Source organism: Sporosarcina sp. P3, from assembly GCF_002743415.1.
Classification (GTDB): Bacteria; Bacillota; Bacilli; order Bacillales_A; family Planococcaceae; genus Sporosarcina; species Sporosarcina ureae_A.
On the sequence record NZ_PDZE01000017.1, the window covers coordinates 19,527 to 34,710 of the forward strand.

Sequence of the window (15,184 nt, forward strand, 5' to 3'; positions counted from 1 at the left end):
ATAGTCATGCATTCATTTGTAAAAACACCAGCACAGAGAAAGTTAATAGAACAAATCGAAAAGTTAAAGCCTTCATTTAAAGCACGTGAGCCAGAGCTAGATACGCTAGGCTCATTTCCTTTTAAAGATATAGAAGAACTTAAACAAATAGATTATCATCTATTAACATTACCGAGAGAAAATGGCGGGCAAGGTTTTGGATTGTATGAATATATACTAGCGCAAGAAGCTATTTCTGAAGGTAGTGGCTCGACTGGTTTATCGATTGGTTGGCATAATGGAATTGTACTTGAATATGCAGAAAACCGTCACTGGAATGAAAAGGCCGGACAATTTTTAGTAGAAGAAATACGAAAAGGTGCCCTCATCAACTCGCTTGGCACTGAAAATAATACTGGAAGTCCGACGCGAGGAGGTTTACCACAAACGAATGCAGTTGCTGACGGTGACGATTTACTCATTAATGGCGAAAAAACGTATGCTTCACTCTCTCCAGTTCTCGATTACTTTCTTGTTTCTACAACGACTGAAGAAAAAGAAGTAGAGCACATTATGATTCCCCGTACAGCTACTGGTGTGTCTATCGAACAGTCATGGGATAGTTTAGCAATGCGAGGTACAGCGAGTGATACAGTCGTATTTAACAATGTGCGTGTGCCGAGGTCAAATATCTTGAAGAAAAATAAACCCGTTGAACCTGTGTCAAAAGGTTGGTTACTGCATATTCCTGCTTGTTATATCGGCATTGCAGCGGCAGCAAGAAACTATGCACTTGAATTTGCCACTTCCTACGTGCCTGTCTCACTTGGAAAACCCATTGCCGAAGTACCATCCATTAGTCAGAAGATCGGTGATATGGAGCTGGAGTTGTCTACTGCAAGACATTTATTATACGGAACGATCGAACGCTATGAAGCTGCGACGGATAAAACAACGTTTGAAGAGTCACTAGATGTAACGAAAATCGCTGTCACAAGTGCCGCTATCTCGATTGTTAATACAGCCATGGAAATTGTCGGTTCTCGTGCTTTATCCGAATCAAATCCAATGCACCGGTATTATTTAAATGTCAGAGCAGGATTATACAATCCCCCGATGAACGATGTCGTTATTTCTAAAATGGCTAATAAAGCGATTCAATCGATGAAAAAGGCTACGATGAAGTAATAAAAAGTGAATACGATTTCAAACAACTTGATCTCGACGATTCATTTGCCATATAATACTCTTCTGTATAATGGTACTTTACTTTTATGCATTCTGTAACATTCATTGTTGTTTACACATATACGTAGTCTTTTTCAATCTAAAACAGCGCCCCCTGAAAAATAGGTGGGCGCTAATTGTTGCTGACGAATAAAGCTTATTATTAATAGTCTATCAGTTAGGTATCGTACACCGATAGTAAATTACTTCTCTAGGAAATCTGGTTGTTCGTTTGTAATTCGTTCCCACAGTGGCTGAAAACTAAACCATCCAGCTAATGATGTTCCTAATTCTTGTGCTGTATCTTCCGCAACTTCATCGGATATAATTTTGGGGGTTCCCACAGCCTCTGCCATTAATTGTTGCTGACAACACTTCTCCATAGTTATAAACCACCAAGCAGCTTCATCAATTGTTTCACCAACAGTTAATAGTCCATGATTTTGTAGTATTAACGCTTTCTGGTTTTCAAGCAACTCGCCTAACTTTTTCCCTTCATTATAATCTAATACTACCCCATTGAATTCTTCATATAGACCATGTCTATTAAAAAACACACAGGAATCTTGAGATATTGGATCCAATGCTCTTCCTAACGCTGACCAGGTCGTGCCGTACGTAGAATGGGCATGGGTTACAGCTTGTACATGTGGCAATGCCTCATGAATTTGAGAGTGGATTGCTAACCCTGCGGCATTAACCACAGCATCTTTCTTTCCATCGATAATTTCTCCTTTAAAGTTAGCTAGTACTAAATCTGACACCTTCATTTGACTGAAGTGTTTTCCAAAAGGATTTACCCAAAATAATTCAGGATGTTCAGGATCTCTTACTGTCATATGGCCAGCTATACCATTATCAAACCCAAAACGTGAAAATAATCTAAATGCTCCTGCCAACCTTTCTTTTATATGTGTTCGTTCTTCCTCAAATGTTTCAAACTTCGGTGGTGTTGGAAAAGTAAATTCTGCTTTCATAATGTCTCTTACCTCCATAAATATATTTTGTTTTGATTATTAGCTTGAATTGAGTAAAGCTCTATTAAATAAACTTTCAAGCGAAATTTTAAAACATAAATCTTTAAAGTGTTAGTGCTGCATTCAAAAAGGGATCGAATGGGTTGTTTTAATATTGGCAACATTGAAATCGTTTGTTTACTCATAAAACTGAGATAAACTGGCCACATAAAACATCACAGCCAATTATTCAGTATCGATGCGTAGTATAACCTGTCTGGTCCAACCTGAAATACGTCCCATGAAATAATTACTATGGAGATATATATGTAAATTACCTTCACAGCTATGTCAATTTCTATATTTTATTAGGAATTTAGAAGTCCTTTTATAATGCACAGCATCCAAAATCCGATACCGAGCAATTATGAAGGTTATGTCAAAAACAAACACGTAAGACACTATACTTTGGAATTCCTAAAAGTATATTCGGTTGTATAGTTCTTAGTAGCTTCTCTAGGTTTATATTTCTGCGCGGCCACTACATACTCTTTTTCCCATGTTTTCAAACACTTTGATAGATAAGCTTTTTCATATATACCAATTTTCAGGTTCATGAAATAACATCCTAATATTTTACTAAAGTTTAAAGATCCAAGGATAGAATATTTATCGTATCGAGAACAATGAATAGTTATCTTTTTATTCTACCTCCTTTTTTGCTCCTCCAAAGTTTCCTTATACGGAAACTTTTTTCTATGATAGCATAAACTTTCGACGTTGGCGAGTTAAAAACACATAATTTTTACTTAATTAATCATTTTTCTCTTATCCTAAACAATGTAATGTTCTGTAAATTACTCACTACTAAATATAATGCCGCATGAGAAATCATAATAAGTATTTAAGCATCCACAGTTTTAACATGGACATTATTTTTATAAAAAAACAGCCACCCGATATAAAAAAGGTTGGCTGTTTTGACTTTACTCATCCTACAAACATATTAGCAATCAAAATACACACTAATGACACTGCCCATGCAATCGTGGTTGGAACTGACCAAACCATGACTTGTTCCTTCACTTCCTTGACACCAAGCATACGGTTGACAACCCAAAACATACTATCATTGAAGTACGAGAAGATCATTGCACCTAATGCAGCAGCTTGCGCGGCAAGAGCCATATTAACATCCAAATTCACAACAATAGGTGCAGAAATGGATGCTGCTGTAATCATAGCAACTGTTCCGCTTCCTTGGATTAAGCGAACAAGTGTAGCTATGAAGAATGGTACAAGTACTGCCGGTAAAGGAAGTAATGCTACTTGCTGTGCTATATAGTCCCCTGCTCCACTATCACGAAGAACTTGTCCTAGCGCACCACCAGCTCCAGTTACGAGTAAGATAATACCTGCTGTAACCATTCCTTCTTCCATACGACCAAGTGCATCTTCTCTCTTTAAGTGGCCTGCCAATAAATATATTGCCGAAACTAAAGATAAACCTACCGCTATAATCGGCTGACCTAAGAATAATAGATAATCAATCCACCCGCCCGTCAAACCCATAGCAACGAATGTTGTATTCAAGAATATAAGAATAATCGGTAATAAAATCGGAATCATGGAGCGAAACAAAGAAGGTAGTTCCTTATTTCGTTCATCAGTCAACCTCACAAGCTCCTGATACGCCATAGGCTCGTCAGGTCTTTCGAAATCGAGACCGTCTTCTGTTGGGATTTGATAGATTCGTTTACCGACCCATTTTGCGTATAACACACCAGAAATGATAATCGGAATTGAGAACAACAATCCCCACGCTATCATCAGGCCGATATCCACACCGAATATACCTGCTACGCCAAGTGGTCCTGGTGTTGGCGGTACAGCATGATGCGTTGCGACTAAGCCGACGGCAAGCGCAACACCTAGGGTGATGACAGATTTCCCTGTTTTTCTTGACAGCGCTTTCACTAGTGGGTTCAAAATGACAAACGCCGAGTCCACGAATATAGGAATGGAGACAATATAACCAGCAATCGCCATCGCCCATTCTTCCTTGCGTTTACCAACAAAACGTATAAGACTATAAGCCAAACGCTCTGCTGCCCCTGACACTTCTAAAATTCTACCAATCATTACCCCAAAGCCGACAACAATACCGATAGAGCCAAGCGTGTTCCCGAAACCTTTAGATATTGTAGTAGAAACCTCAATCGGATTCATCCCGCCGATTAAACCCGTTAATGAAGCTGCAATGATCAAAGCTAAAAATGCGTGGATCTTCGTTTTTAAAACAAGTAAAATTAGTGCAGCTACACCGATTACGAGTCCAACAATCATTTGCATTTCTGGTGTCATCTGTATCCCCCCCAATTTCTGATTAAATTAAGTTGTTGAAAGAGGGTCCCCCCTCTTTCAACGGTTTATATTAAAGAGATTCTCTTGTAAACTTTGGTGCATATTCAGCCGCTAGCTTAATACATTCTTCCATACTTACGCTTGCCGCAATGTTTTTCCAAGCAATATCAAATGCTGTTCCGTGGTCAACTGAAGTACGCAGGAACGGAAGTCCATTCGTAATAGAAATGGTTCGGTGGAAATCTGTCATTTTTGCAGCAATATGCCCTTGGTCATGATAAAGGGAAAGGACCGCATCATATTTACCATTCAACGCCTGGAAGAAAACAGAATCTGCTGGAATAGGGCCGTATGCATCAATGCCATCCGCTTTAGCTGCTTCGACACCCGGTCCAATTTCATTTACTTCTTCCATGCCGAACAGACCGCCTTCACCACTGTGTGGATTCAACCCAGCGACTGCCAACTTACGATCTTCCACACCTAGACGCTGCAATGCTTTGTCACAACGGCTCAGGTAATCACGAACACGTTCTTTCGTCATTTGGGAAATTGCCTCATTTAAAGAAACGTGACGTGTCAAGAAGAAAATTCTCATTCCGTTTACTTGGAACATGGTTAATGGATCAGGTGCTCCGCCCAAGTCTTCAAGCATTTCAGTGTGACCGATATACGGAACGTTTGCTGCTTTTAATGATTCTTTATTAATTGGCGTTGTAGCGATTGCCGCTACTTCATCTGCCATAGCGAGATCCACTGATTTCTTGATGAACTCAAAAGCAGCTTGTCCACATTGCGCCTGTACTTTTCCTGGCTCCAATGCATCAATGTCAATATTGTTCAGATCTAACACGTCTACTGTTCCGAATTCATACTTCCCTTCTTTTGGATTAGAAACAATGTTCACGTGTAAATCGGTTTCTGTTACACCAATTGCTTTTTTAATAACATCTGCATCACCAACAACGAGCGGATTACACATTTCATAAATCTCTTGCTTTGCTAAAGACTTCACGGTAATTTCCGGTCCGATTCCTGCTGCGTCACCCATTGGAATTGCTATAATTTTACGTTCGTTTGTCATATTAAACACGTCCTTCATCATTTTTTGTTTGTAGATAAATAAGGCATTTATAGATCGACTGCTTTTCACCGACCATGCCACCTTTTGTCACAACCGGGATGCCATCAAACGTACCCCCGATGAATTTACCATATGCAGCCAACGGTATCACCTCTTCATCAAGTTGAATTGCTTCGGCACCGCTAATCGTAAATAACGCTGCTGTAACATCACCGCCACTGGAAAATGTACCGTCGATTTTCAGATCACTATTTTGTATGATTGAATGCGTTACTTTCGCAAGGCCTGAAGTAATCCGCTTCGCAAGCAATTCTTCAGTGGTGATTTCTTCTTTTGCAATATCTGCCAGCGACAGGGTTTTTGAAGTCGGAGACAGTGTCGTTATGATTAAAACTTCCTGTTCTTTCAGCTTCTTCATTCCTTCGTCTGTTGCACGCTTCACTTCAACGTCCCATTTACTTGTTTTCGTTGCCAATTGCGATGCGTCCACATAAACAGGTGAAGAATTTGTTTTATCCATTAAATAGCGCAATTGTCGGCCGGTTAGACTGGTAACACTCCCTACTGTGACAATATATCTGTTCTTGTACAGACTTCGTCTAGTCAATACACGCGCAAAAGCCGCGGATAGCGGGCCTGGATCGACAGGAAATAACGTACGTTCCTCTATCATTGCCATTGATTCCGCGATATTGCTAATCTCTTCATTCGTAACTGCATCGATTACAATGATTCTCTTACCCGCATTGATTTGCGCCAACAAAGAAGCGGTAATTTTAGTTTTTCCTTGTAAGACATCCCCTAATCCAATATGTCCGATTTCATGTTGGCTCTGCTCCGCAATCACTGCCGGCACAAATGATTTGTCAATTGGGTTCATCGGATCTTTTGCCACGTCAGTTTCCTGGACTGGTACACCTCACTAATAGATAGCCGCCAGATGTAACTCGCCCTGAGTCAGGATAAGAAGCAACGACAATAGCTACGCTTTCTTCCCCTGTACTAGTAAGCAATGCGTCAATTTCGGAACCAATATTGCCCCGAATCGTACTGTCAATCCGCTTAGCTATTACATCCGCTCCCCAAAGTTGAAGTTGCTTGAAGGTATCTTGAACACGTTCTTTCGCAACAGCAGAATCTACATACCTGCTGTCTGTATCTACACAGATTGATGTGAACTTGTCCGATATCGGCACATTTGCACCAAAAATAATCGTAGCGCTCTTGAATCCCACTTTGGCAAGACGGACACCTGTAGCGTTCGCACCTGTCAAATCATCTGCGATTATTCCGATCTTCATATACTCACCTACTCTGCAATAATGATTTCTACCAATTCGCTATATTTCTCCATCAGTTCTTCCGATAATTGCTCATCTGTAATGATCGTGGAAACGTCTTCTAGATCACAGACTTTGGAGAATGCTTTCTGATTAAATTTTGTTGAATCTGCTACAAGTATTGTTTCTGTAGCTGTTCTAATCATCGTCCGCTTCAACGAGGACTTATCGATTGTAGGTGTAGTAATACCAAACGAACTGTGGATCGCATTTGCACCCAAAAAGAACAAATCGACATGGATTGATTTCAAGATATTTTCTGTCAATGAACCATACAGCGTTCCTGTTTCCGTCTGTAACCGGCCTCCCATAATGATTACTTCCAATTTGCTGCCCATCAGCTCAGCCGCTATTTTTATATCATTTGTAATTACTGTGATCTGTTCATGTGTTTTCAATAACCGTGCAATTTCCAGCGTAGTAGTCCCTGAATCGATGAGCACTGTCATGCCGTCCCTCACAAAAGAGACCGCATGTTTTGCAATCATCTTCTTTTCCTGTACAGAAATATTGGACTTTAGTTCAAACGTCTTTTCATGAATGAGCGCCTGTGAAGGAACAGCGCCGCCATGTGTGCGAATCAGCTTGTTCTGCTTCTCTAGTACATCGAAATCCCTTCGTATCGTCATAGGCGTTACATTCAATACTTCCGAGAGTTGGATGATATCTACTCGTCCTTCTGTTGCAAGCGATTCCATTATTCTCGATCTTCGTTCTTTTGGAGACAATCCTATGACCCCCTACCTGCTATGTTCATCGTAATCAATATTATGTTCTATATAAACATAATTATGTTACTTTCAAACAAATAAGTCAATCGTTTATTGTTATTTTCTTTCAATGATTATAGTATTTACATAAAATATGAAAATATAATGTGACAATGTAGTTGGATTAGTTAGTATTTCGTATGAAGTGAACGTTTCCGCACAGTATAAAGAGATGGTATGACACTGGCTTAACGTCAAAAGCTTACCTTTCAACATCATTAGGAAGTACCTCTACTTAAACACATACGAAATTTCGCTGCATAAATGATATAAAATTTATGCCTATGGAAGATCACGGAATTACTCAATTATCGTACTATCCATATACATTAATCCTCCACCTGGATTTCAGTAATTGAATGCCTAACCGAACTGCATCACATGCTGGTATACAAAACACTGTCTTGACATAGGTCATGACAGGAGTGATAATTTAGAATAATAGATGATTCAAACACAACAATCCACATGACTAGAAAGGAAGATGCATGTGAGAAAGAAATTGAAACTAGGAACGATGATCCACGGTGTCGGTGAGAAAATTTCAGATTGGCGACATCCTGCTATGCCATCGGACGCAAGTATAAGTTTTGAATTTTATAAACAACAAGCCCAAACGTCAGAACGCGGAAAATTTGATTTTGTTTTCATCGCAGATGCTTTATACATCAATGAAAAATCAAATCCACATTATCTGAATCGATTCGAACCACTCACGATACTTTCTGCATTGGCAGCAGTGACGGCGCACATTGGATTAGTCGGCACATTATCGACGACCTATAGCGAACCTTTTTCTGCAGCGAGGCAATTTGCTTCACTTGATATGTTAAGTAACGGACGGGCAGGATGGAATGCGGTGACGTCGGGGTTGGAAAAAGCGGCATTAAATTTTAGTAAGGAGGTTAAAGATCATCCAAGTCATGCCGCGCGTTACCGGATGGCAGCCGAGTTTGTGAAGATCATGAAAGGCTTATGGAATTCCTGGGAAGAGGATGCTTTTATACGCAATAAAGAGACCGGGCAATTTTTTGAGCCAACTAAATTACATACGTTGAATTATGAAGGCGAATTCTTTTCTGTACGAGGACCACTGAATATCGGTCGTTCAGTACAAGGACAGCCGGTAATATTTCAGGCTGGCTCATCAAAAGCAGGCATTGCGTTTTCTGCACAAGAAGCGGATGCAGTTTTCGCGATTATGCCTACTTTAGAAGAAGCGCAACGCTATTATAAAGATGTAAAAGAGCAAGCGACTGCTCTGGGACGTAACCCTGATGACGTTATGGTTCTACAAGGAATCAGTCCCATTATTGGAAATACAGAAGAGGAAGCAGAACGAAAATTCAGTGAACTTGCCAGTTTGGTGACAATTGAGCAGGCTCTCGCTTTTTTAGGCCGACTTTTTGAACATCATGACTTTTCCCAATATCCATTGGATGCACCTTTTCCCGATATCGGAAGCATTGGGCAAAATAGTTTCAGGAGTGATACGGATCGTATTAAGATTGAAGCACGCAGGCAAAATTTAACCTTGCGTCAAGTAGCTTCAAGAGAAGCCACACCGCGCACACCTTTTATGGGTACTGCGAGACAAGTCGCCCATTTGATCGAGGCTTGGTACGAACAGAATGGGGCTGACGGTTTTATGCTGATTCCAAATTTACCAAGCGAATTAGAAGCATTTGTGGATGAAGTTGTTCCCATCCTTCAAAAACGCGGGATTTTTCGGACAAATTATGAGGGGACTACTTTGCGGAAGAATTTAGAGTTGCCTTACGTGGAAAACTACCATTCACTAAACTAGATAATTTTTTGCACTCGTTTGGTTGAAGTGTAAAATAATATCGTACGTTCAGCTGGACAAAGTCAAACCTAGCGAGATCCCAATGACAGTTCTATTTCAAAAATCTTAGTACATTTCCTCTTTTTTACTGTATGATTATTTAATGAATAATAAGTATGTTTTCTAAAGAGGAGGTTTCGTATGAAAAGTGCTCCGATTACGTATTCTGATGAAATTCAGGACATCATAAAACATTCGCATCAATTGGATCCATGCTTATCGGAAGCGGAAGTAACTGACTACATCAGCAAGTTGGCAAAAACTGATGTAATGGATAGGTATATTGATCAATATAGAACTAAAGTAACCAGTTCAGTCATTTACGAAGCAATTGCACAAGCTTTTAAATTCCGCTTAGAACGAGTTCCCGTGTTAACCAAAGAGAAAATTGGTACTTTCGAAATTCCCCCATCAACGGATTTAGAAACGAGCACCAATTTCCCTTCACAAATCATTCTAGATTTATATTTGGCACATCATCATCATCGCGTGACAGGTGACGAGATCCGTACAATGATTAACCACTATTTCGGTATGAATCTGGATGGAATTGACGGATTAGGCAAGACCAAGATTTCTTTGTATTCTAAAGGCCAGTGGCTAGTGAAAGATGCAAATGATTTATTTGTTATTCATACTGGAACTAAGGATATCGACGTAAAAATATACGGCACAAACTACTTCAAGGAGCGGACGGGATTGAAAAACATACCGACTGAATTACAACAATCTTTAGCCAACCTTGGCTACCGTTATAATCCACAAGAAGGGGCGTATTACTATTCAAATCCTTCAGGTCTTTCCGTGTCCAATGCATTTAAAGGTAAAACAATAGATGCAGTCATTGAAGTCACAAATGCATTATACCAGTCTATCTGACTGGGAAAGATAACCCGGAGAGGAGGCAAACAAGTAACTCTCTCCGGATTATTCACTTTCCAAAAGAAGATAGAAACTTCACGCGATCTCCCATTGGAGGTATTGTATGATCTATTAAAGAAACTTCAAGGACTGACGGCCCCTCGACATTCATAAGCTCGTCTATTACTCCTTGAGTCAGATCTTCCAACGCTTCGATACGTTTACTCGGTATGTTCATGACCGCAGCCATAGCTGCAATATTCACAGGTTCTTGCTCAAATGATGGGTGGGAGCGTTTATATTGCAATGAATGTCCATGATAGACCATTCCTAAGCGCGCATTATTCATGACAACAAATAAAATCGGTAACTTATGTTCTTTTGCGGTAAGGATTTCCATACCGTGCATGAAGAAACTCCCATCTCCCGTAACGCAAACTACTGGACGTTCAGGTTCAGCAAGCTTCGATCCAATTGCAGAACCTATACCGCTCCCCATCGCCCCAAAGTGCACATTAATGTCAAATGAATCGGACTCTACTACGTTCATATCGTGAATGATATACGCCATGAACTCGCCTATATCTACGGTATATCTAGTATTGCGAGGTACGTATTTTTGCAGACGCATCAAGATATTTTTCGTATTGTACTCTTCTTGATCCTTCCTCTTTATTTCTCGCTTACTAACTGCTGGATTTTTCATCGGCACGTGTATTTTTTTTAGTTCATCTAGCAATGCCGCCAAGCTTAAATCTATGTCTCCCAACACCGCAATATCTACTTCATATTTTCGATTAAAAACGGAAGAATCGTAGTCTAATTGAATAGTGTACCGATTTTCATTGAGATTGATGTTCCAGTTATTCGTAGCTGTCTCGCCTAAGCTAGATCCTACCACTAGTAGAGTTTCGCCATCTGTTCCATTGATGAGTGCAGAGGCTTCGTCATGACCGGCAAAACCGAATACCCCAGCGAGGAGTGGATGATCGTCCGTAATATACCCCTTTGCTTGTGGTGTTGTAATGATCGGCCAACCAAGTATCTCCGCCAACTCAAGTAACGGATCGACAGAGTGCCTAATACCTTGTCCTACAAAGATATATCCATCTCGTTTATCGGCAAGCTCTCTCGCAACAGACTGTATAGTATTTTGATCTGGAACAATCGGCGCTCTTCTTGGCAGTTTCGGTATTTCAAGAGCTTCAATTTGATTGATTTGGATATCTATCGGCATAGCGACATGGACAGGACCTGGCACACCAGAAATCGCTATTTCACATGCCTTTGCTACTTCGCCAAGCAAGTCTTTCGAATCCGTTACAGTTACACTATACTTTGTCACTGATCTAAAGAGCGGTTCCGCATTCAATTCTTGAGAAGCATTTAAACCAACAGTATCGACAGGAACTGCACCCGTCAAAAACAATACAGGGATATGTTCACGCATGGCATTGGCAGCACCAGTCAGGAGATTAGTACCACCAGGTCCACTGCATCCAATACAAACACTCATAGTAGCCGTATATTTGGCATATGCAACTGCCATGTAAGAAGCTGCGCCTTCATGCTTCGTCACAATCGGCGTTAGTTCAGGTATTTCATACAACTCATCAAAAAATGCATTGACTGAGCCAGCCGGGATGCCAAAAACGTGTTTTACGCCACTAGCTCTTAAATAATCCAATACTGTTCGAATAGCTTTCATAAAAACTCTCCTTTAGTAGCCAGATATGTGCTTTCGAATTCATTCACTTTCAATGGCACATTAAAATAATAACCTTGCATAATGTAACATTCTCTTGCAGCTAAAAATTCGGCTTGTTCCAGCGTTTCGACACCTTCAGCAACTAGGTCCAATCCTAGATTTTTTGCCAATGTAATAATTGTATTCGCGATGGCTGAATTGTCGTCAGTACTGTTCAATTCTTGAATAAAGGATTTATCTATTTTTAATGCATTGATTGGCAAGTTTTTTAAATAACCTAAAGAAGAATAGCCTGTACCAAAGTCATCAATGGACATTTTGATGCCGATTGCTTGTAATTCTTTCATTGTCTGGATAGTTAGTTCTGTATTTTTAATAATTTGGTTCTCGGTAATTTCAAGACATAAAAGTTCCGGTGATACCCCTACCTCATCTAATATACCTTTAACCGTTTGGAATAAATTATTTTGCTCAAACTGACGTGCCGATAAATTTACGGATACTACAATCGGTGGATATCCTTTCTCTTGCCACTTCTTGATTTGGTTACACGCACTTCTAATCACCCATTCACCGATAGGTACGATCAAGCCCGTCTCCTCGGCCAACGGAATAAACCTATTTGGCGATATTAATCCTTCTGTTGAATGATTCCACCTCAATAACGCTTCTGTTCCGATGATAGTACGTGAATTATAATCAATTTGAGGTTGATAATAAAGTTCCAACTCCTCACGATCAAGCGCTTTATATAAAGCATTTTCAAACTGTACATTTTCAAATGTCTTGATATCCATCGCCAAATGATAAAATTGATAACTGCTGCCAGACACGGTTTTAGACTGATACATCGCGATATCGGCATTTTTTATCAATAATTCTGCCGTCTGTCCATCTTGTGGAAATAAACTGATCCCTATACTGCTATGAATATGCATTTCAAGTCCTTTTAGATTGAACGGCCTGTTGAATTGATCAACAATCTTATCGGCCACCTCTATCACTTCTGCTTCGGATACAATACAAGGCAAGTAAATTATAAATTCGTCCCCACCTTGACGAGAAGCTGTAGCGCCTTCAGGGAGACATGCGCATATACGCCTTGCTACATGTGCCAATAAAATATCACCATAACTATGTCCTAATAAATCATTGACTGATTTGAAACGATCTAAGTCCATGAACAGTACAGCTGCTTTTTCTTCGGTAGCATGAGCAAAACTCAACCCCTGTTCCATGCGATCTTTTAAGAGCACCCGGTTGGGTAAGTTGGTCAAGCTATCATAATATGCATGGTATCTAATTTCTTTCTCCATCTTTTTTCTTTCAGAAATATCTTTAAATGTCACGACATTCCCAACGATCCTATCTCCTTCTCTGATGGATGATCTAACATATTCCACTGGGAAGCTGGACTGATCTTGCCTAAAAAATATAACTTCATCTTTTTTCGTATGGTTTTCATTATAAATAATACTGACGGGCTTTCCTATTAGCTCGTTCTTCATCTTATACCCTAGCATCATGGCGGCAGCAGGATTACAAAATGTGATGATACCATGTAGATCCAACCCGAATATCCCTTCACCTGCTGAATGAAGAATCAGTTCTTTCTCTCGACTTATCCGCTGTAACTCTTTCATCGCCGCTTCTAGTTCGTTGTTCTTTTCCGTGATCTCTATAGTCCGCTGTTCTATAATCAACTCTTGTTTTTCCATATTCAATAAGTTCAATAAAGTGGAAGCTGTTGTATCAACAATAGATTGCGTCAGTTGCTGACTGGCCTGGGAGTAATTTGGGTTTTTTTGTTGAAGATCTGCAATGACTATTAAACCTAATACTTTCCCCATGGAAACGATTGGAAGAATAAACATCGATTGAATACCAAAATACCGACATACCTTATGATTCACTCGATCATCTGCAAAGACATCAGGAATGAGTTCTGCTTTTCTAGTAGCGATCACTTCTTGGAACACTTTATCGTTTTCATCGTCAAACTTTATCTCGTCATGAGACTTCACCCACGCTTCTGCAGACCAATCACTAGTACGATTAATGGTTGTAGGCTTAATCTTCATATGCACTGATGGATCGATTAAATGCACACCTATATTATTGTTTCCAAGCACTCTTTCTATATATAGAAAACATATATCCAGCGCCTCCTGCATGGTAGAACACATGGATAACTTCCGAGTGATATCTAACAGTAATTGCTTTTCCTGAATAAGTTCTTCTTTATTTGTTAGCAGCTTGGCATTTTGAATAGCGACAGCAGCCATATTGACATAGGACTGAACTGTTTGAATCTCAAGCTCCGTTAAATTCATTGGTATTCCATAGTCAAACAAGAATACTAGTCCAAATAATTCCGTCTCTACAGTAATAGGTAAAACTAATAAAGATTTTATCTTAAATCCTTCAACTGCTCTTGGATCGGGTCGATGGTCTTTGGATGTATCCGGTATATATATCGTTCTTTTCGTTTCAATTACTTCTTTCGCCAGTAAATCGAAGTCGGTATCAATTACATGCATATCGAGTGTCATACCATTGATCACTTCAGGTTTTCCGACGAACCCCCTAAATGACCCATCTTGTTGTGGCAAATAAATTCCGACCGAATCACATCGGACAATCTCCTCTGATATAGCAGTGACCACGTGATTCAGTACTTCCCTTAACTCTAGCCTCGAATTTATCAACTTTGTTATATTCGCTAGACGAAGATATCTTGTTTGATCTTTCACTATTCATACCTCCTCTTCCACTTAAGTATATTCTTTACTTATAGTGTAGTAGATACCTTCATCTGCATCGAGAAATAACATCTCACTCTATTATTCGACTACATATTCCAAGTGGACTTAAAATAGATGGAATCCAGCTATATTAAATATATAACGAACAGGAATATTTTGTATAAGCACAAAGTAGTGTTCACAACATACTCCTTTAGTTTACAAGTGGTTCCCAAAAAGATACACATTTATATGTTTAGCACTGAACAAGGATATTACTTCGCCTATAAAGTATCCGTGAAGAA

General features: G+C 39.7%; 10 protein-coding genes and 1 pseudogene. 3 read left to right on the forward strand and 8 right to left on the reverse strand.

Annotated features, from left to right (window positions below; genetic code table 11):
- The first annotated feature begins 6 nt into the window (after nucleotides 1-6).
- A complete protein-coding gene (locus CSV61_RS15455) occupies nucleotides 7-1,167 on the forward strand; it encodes an acyl-CoA dehydrogenase family protein (RefSeq protein WP_099639958.1) in 1,161 nt (386 codons plus the stop codon).
- Nucleotides 1,168-1,409: 242 nt separating this feature from the next.
- Here the strand turns inward: CSV61_RS15455 and CSV61_RS15460 are convergent, their stop codons facing one another.
- From CSV61_RS15460 to CSV61_RS15480, 6 genes and pseudogenes are all read right to left on the reverse strand, one after another.
- On the reverse strand, nucleotides 1,410-2,183 hold the full coding sequence (locus CSV61_RS15460; protein WP_099639959.1) for a class II aldolase/adducin family protein: 774 nt from the start codon (nucleotides 2,181-2,183) through the stop codon (nucleotides 1,410-1,412).
- A gap of 969 nt (nucleotides 2,184-3,152) precedes the next feature.
- Nucleotides 3,153-4,526 (reverse strand): GntP family permease, encoded by a 1,374-nt coding sequence (locus tag CSV61_RS15465; protein WP_099639960.1) that lies wholly within the window; start codon nucleotides 4,524-4,526, stop codon nucleotides 3,153-3,155.
- 70 nt (nucleotides 4,527-4,596) lie between these two features.
- A complete protein-coding gene (gene pdxA / locus CSV61_RS15470) occupies nucleotides 4,597-5,610 on the reverse strand; it encodes a 4-hydroxythreonine-4-phosphate dehydrogenase PdxA (protein WP_099639961.1) in 1,014 nt (337 codons plus the stop codon).
- Between the two features lies 1 nt (nucleotide 5,611).
- Entirely contained in the window at nucleotides 5,612-6,289 is a 678-nt protein-coding gene (locus CSV61_RS17305) for a nucleotide-binding domain containing protein (protein WP_369824403.1), read from the reverse strand.
- A pseudogene (locus CSV61_RS17140) lies at nucleotides 6,290-6,911 on the reverse strand (four-carbon acid sugar kinase family protein); the annotation flags it as partial.
- An 8-nt stretch (nucleotides 6,912-6,919) separates the two neighbouring features.
- Complete coding sequence (locus CSV61_RS15480) at nucleotides 6,920-7,678, reverse strand: DeoR/GlpR family DNA-binding transcription regulator (RefSeq protein WP_099639962.1); 759 nt, start codon at nucleotides 7,676-7,678, stop codon at nucleotides 6,920-6,922.
- A gap of 526 nt (nucleotides 7,679-8,204) precedes the next feature.
- Between CSV61_RS15480 and CSV61_RS15485 the strand changes: the two genes are divergently transcribed.
- Together CSV61_RS15485 and CSV61_RS15490 are read left to right on the forward strand one after the other, a co-directional pair.
- A complete protein-coding gene (locus CSV61_RS15485) occupies nucleotides 8,205-9,527 on the forward strand; it encodes an LLM class flavin-dependent oxidoreductase (RefSeq protein ID WP_199173654.1) in 1,323 nt (440 codons plus the stop codon).
- Nucleotides 9,528-9,707: 180 nt separating this feature from the next.
- Nucleotides 9,708-10,445: a hypothetical protein gene (locus CSV61_RS15490; RefSeq protein WP_099639964.1), complete on the forward strand. Its 738-nt coding sequence runs from the start codon at nucleotides 9,708-9,710 to the stop codon at nucleotides 10,443-10,445.
- 52 nt (nucleotides 10,446-10,497) lie between these two features.
- On the opposite strand, the gene CSV61_RS15495 is transcribed toward CSV61_RS15490, so the two are convergent.
- Together CSV61_RS15495 and CSV61_RS15500 are read right to left on the reverse strand one after the other, a co-directional pair.
- Nucleotides 10,498-12,135, reverse strand: a complete 1,638-nt coding sequence (locus tag CSV61_RS15495) for a thiamine pyrophosphate-binding protein (protein ID WP_099639965.1) — start codon at nucleotides 12,133-12,135, stop codon at nucleotides 10,498-10,500.
- On the reverse strand, nucleotides 12,132-14,891 hold the full coding sequence (locus CSV61_RS15500; protein WP_099639966.1) for an EAL domain-containing protein: 2,760 nt from the start codon (nucleotides 14,889-14,891) through the stop codon (nucleotides 12,132-12,134). The genes CSV61_RS15495 and CSV61_RS15500 overlap by 4 nt, the downstream gene beginning before the upstream one ends.
- Between the last annotated feature and the right edge of the window lie 293 nt (nucleotides 14,892-15,184).

What these genes read in the sequence shown, in the direction of transcription:
- CSV61_RS15455 (WP_099639958.1), top strand. Translation starts at nt 7, where the DNA reads ATGCATTCATTTGTAAAAACACCAGCACAGAGAAAGTTAATAGAACAA.
- CSV61_RS15460 (WP_099639959.1), bottom strand. Translation starts at nt 2,183, where the DNA reads ATGAAAGCAGAATTTACTTTTCCAACACCACCGAAGTTTGAAACATTT.
- CSV61_RS15465 (WP_099639960.1), bottom strand. Translation starts at nt 4,526, where the DNA reads ATGACACCAGAAATGCAAATGATTGTTGGACTCGTAATCGGTGTAGCT.
- pdxA (WP_099639961.1), bottom strand. Translation starts at nt 5,610, where the DNA reads ATGACAAACGAACGTAAAATTATAGCAATTCCAATGGGTGACGCAGCA.
- CSV61_RS17305 (WP_369824403.1), bottom strand. Translation starts at nt 6,289, where the DNA reads ATGGCAATGATAGAGGAACGTACGTTATTTCCTGTCGATCCAGGCCCG.
- CSV61_RS15485 (WP_199173654.1), top strand. Translation starts at nt 8,205, where the DNA reads ATGCATGTGAGAAAGAAATTGAAACTAGGAACGATGATCCACGGTGTC.
- CSV61_RS15490 (WP_099639964.1), top strand. Translation starts at nt 9,708, where the DNA reads ATGAAAAGTGCTCCGATTACGTATTCTGATGAAATTCAGGACATCATA.
- CSV61_RS15495 (WP_099639965.1), bottom strand. Translation starts at nt 12,135, where the DNA reads ATGAAAGCTATTCGAACAGTATTGGATTATTTAAGAGCTAGTGGCGTA.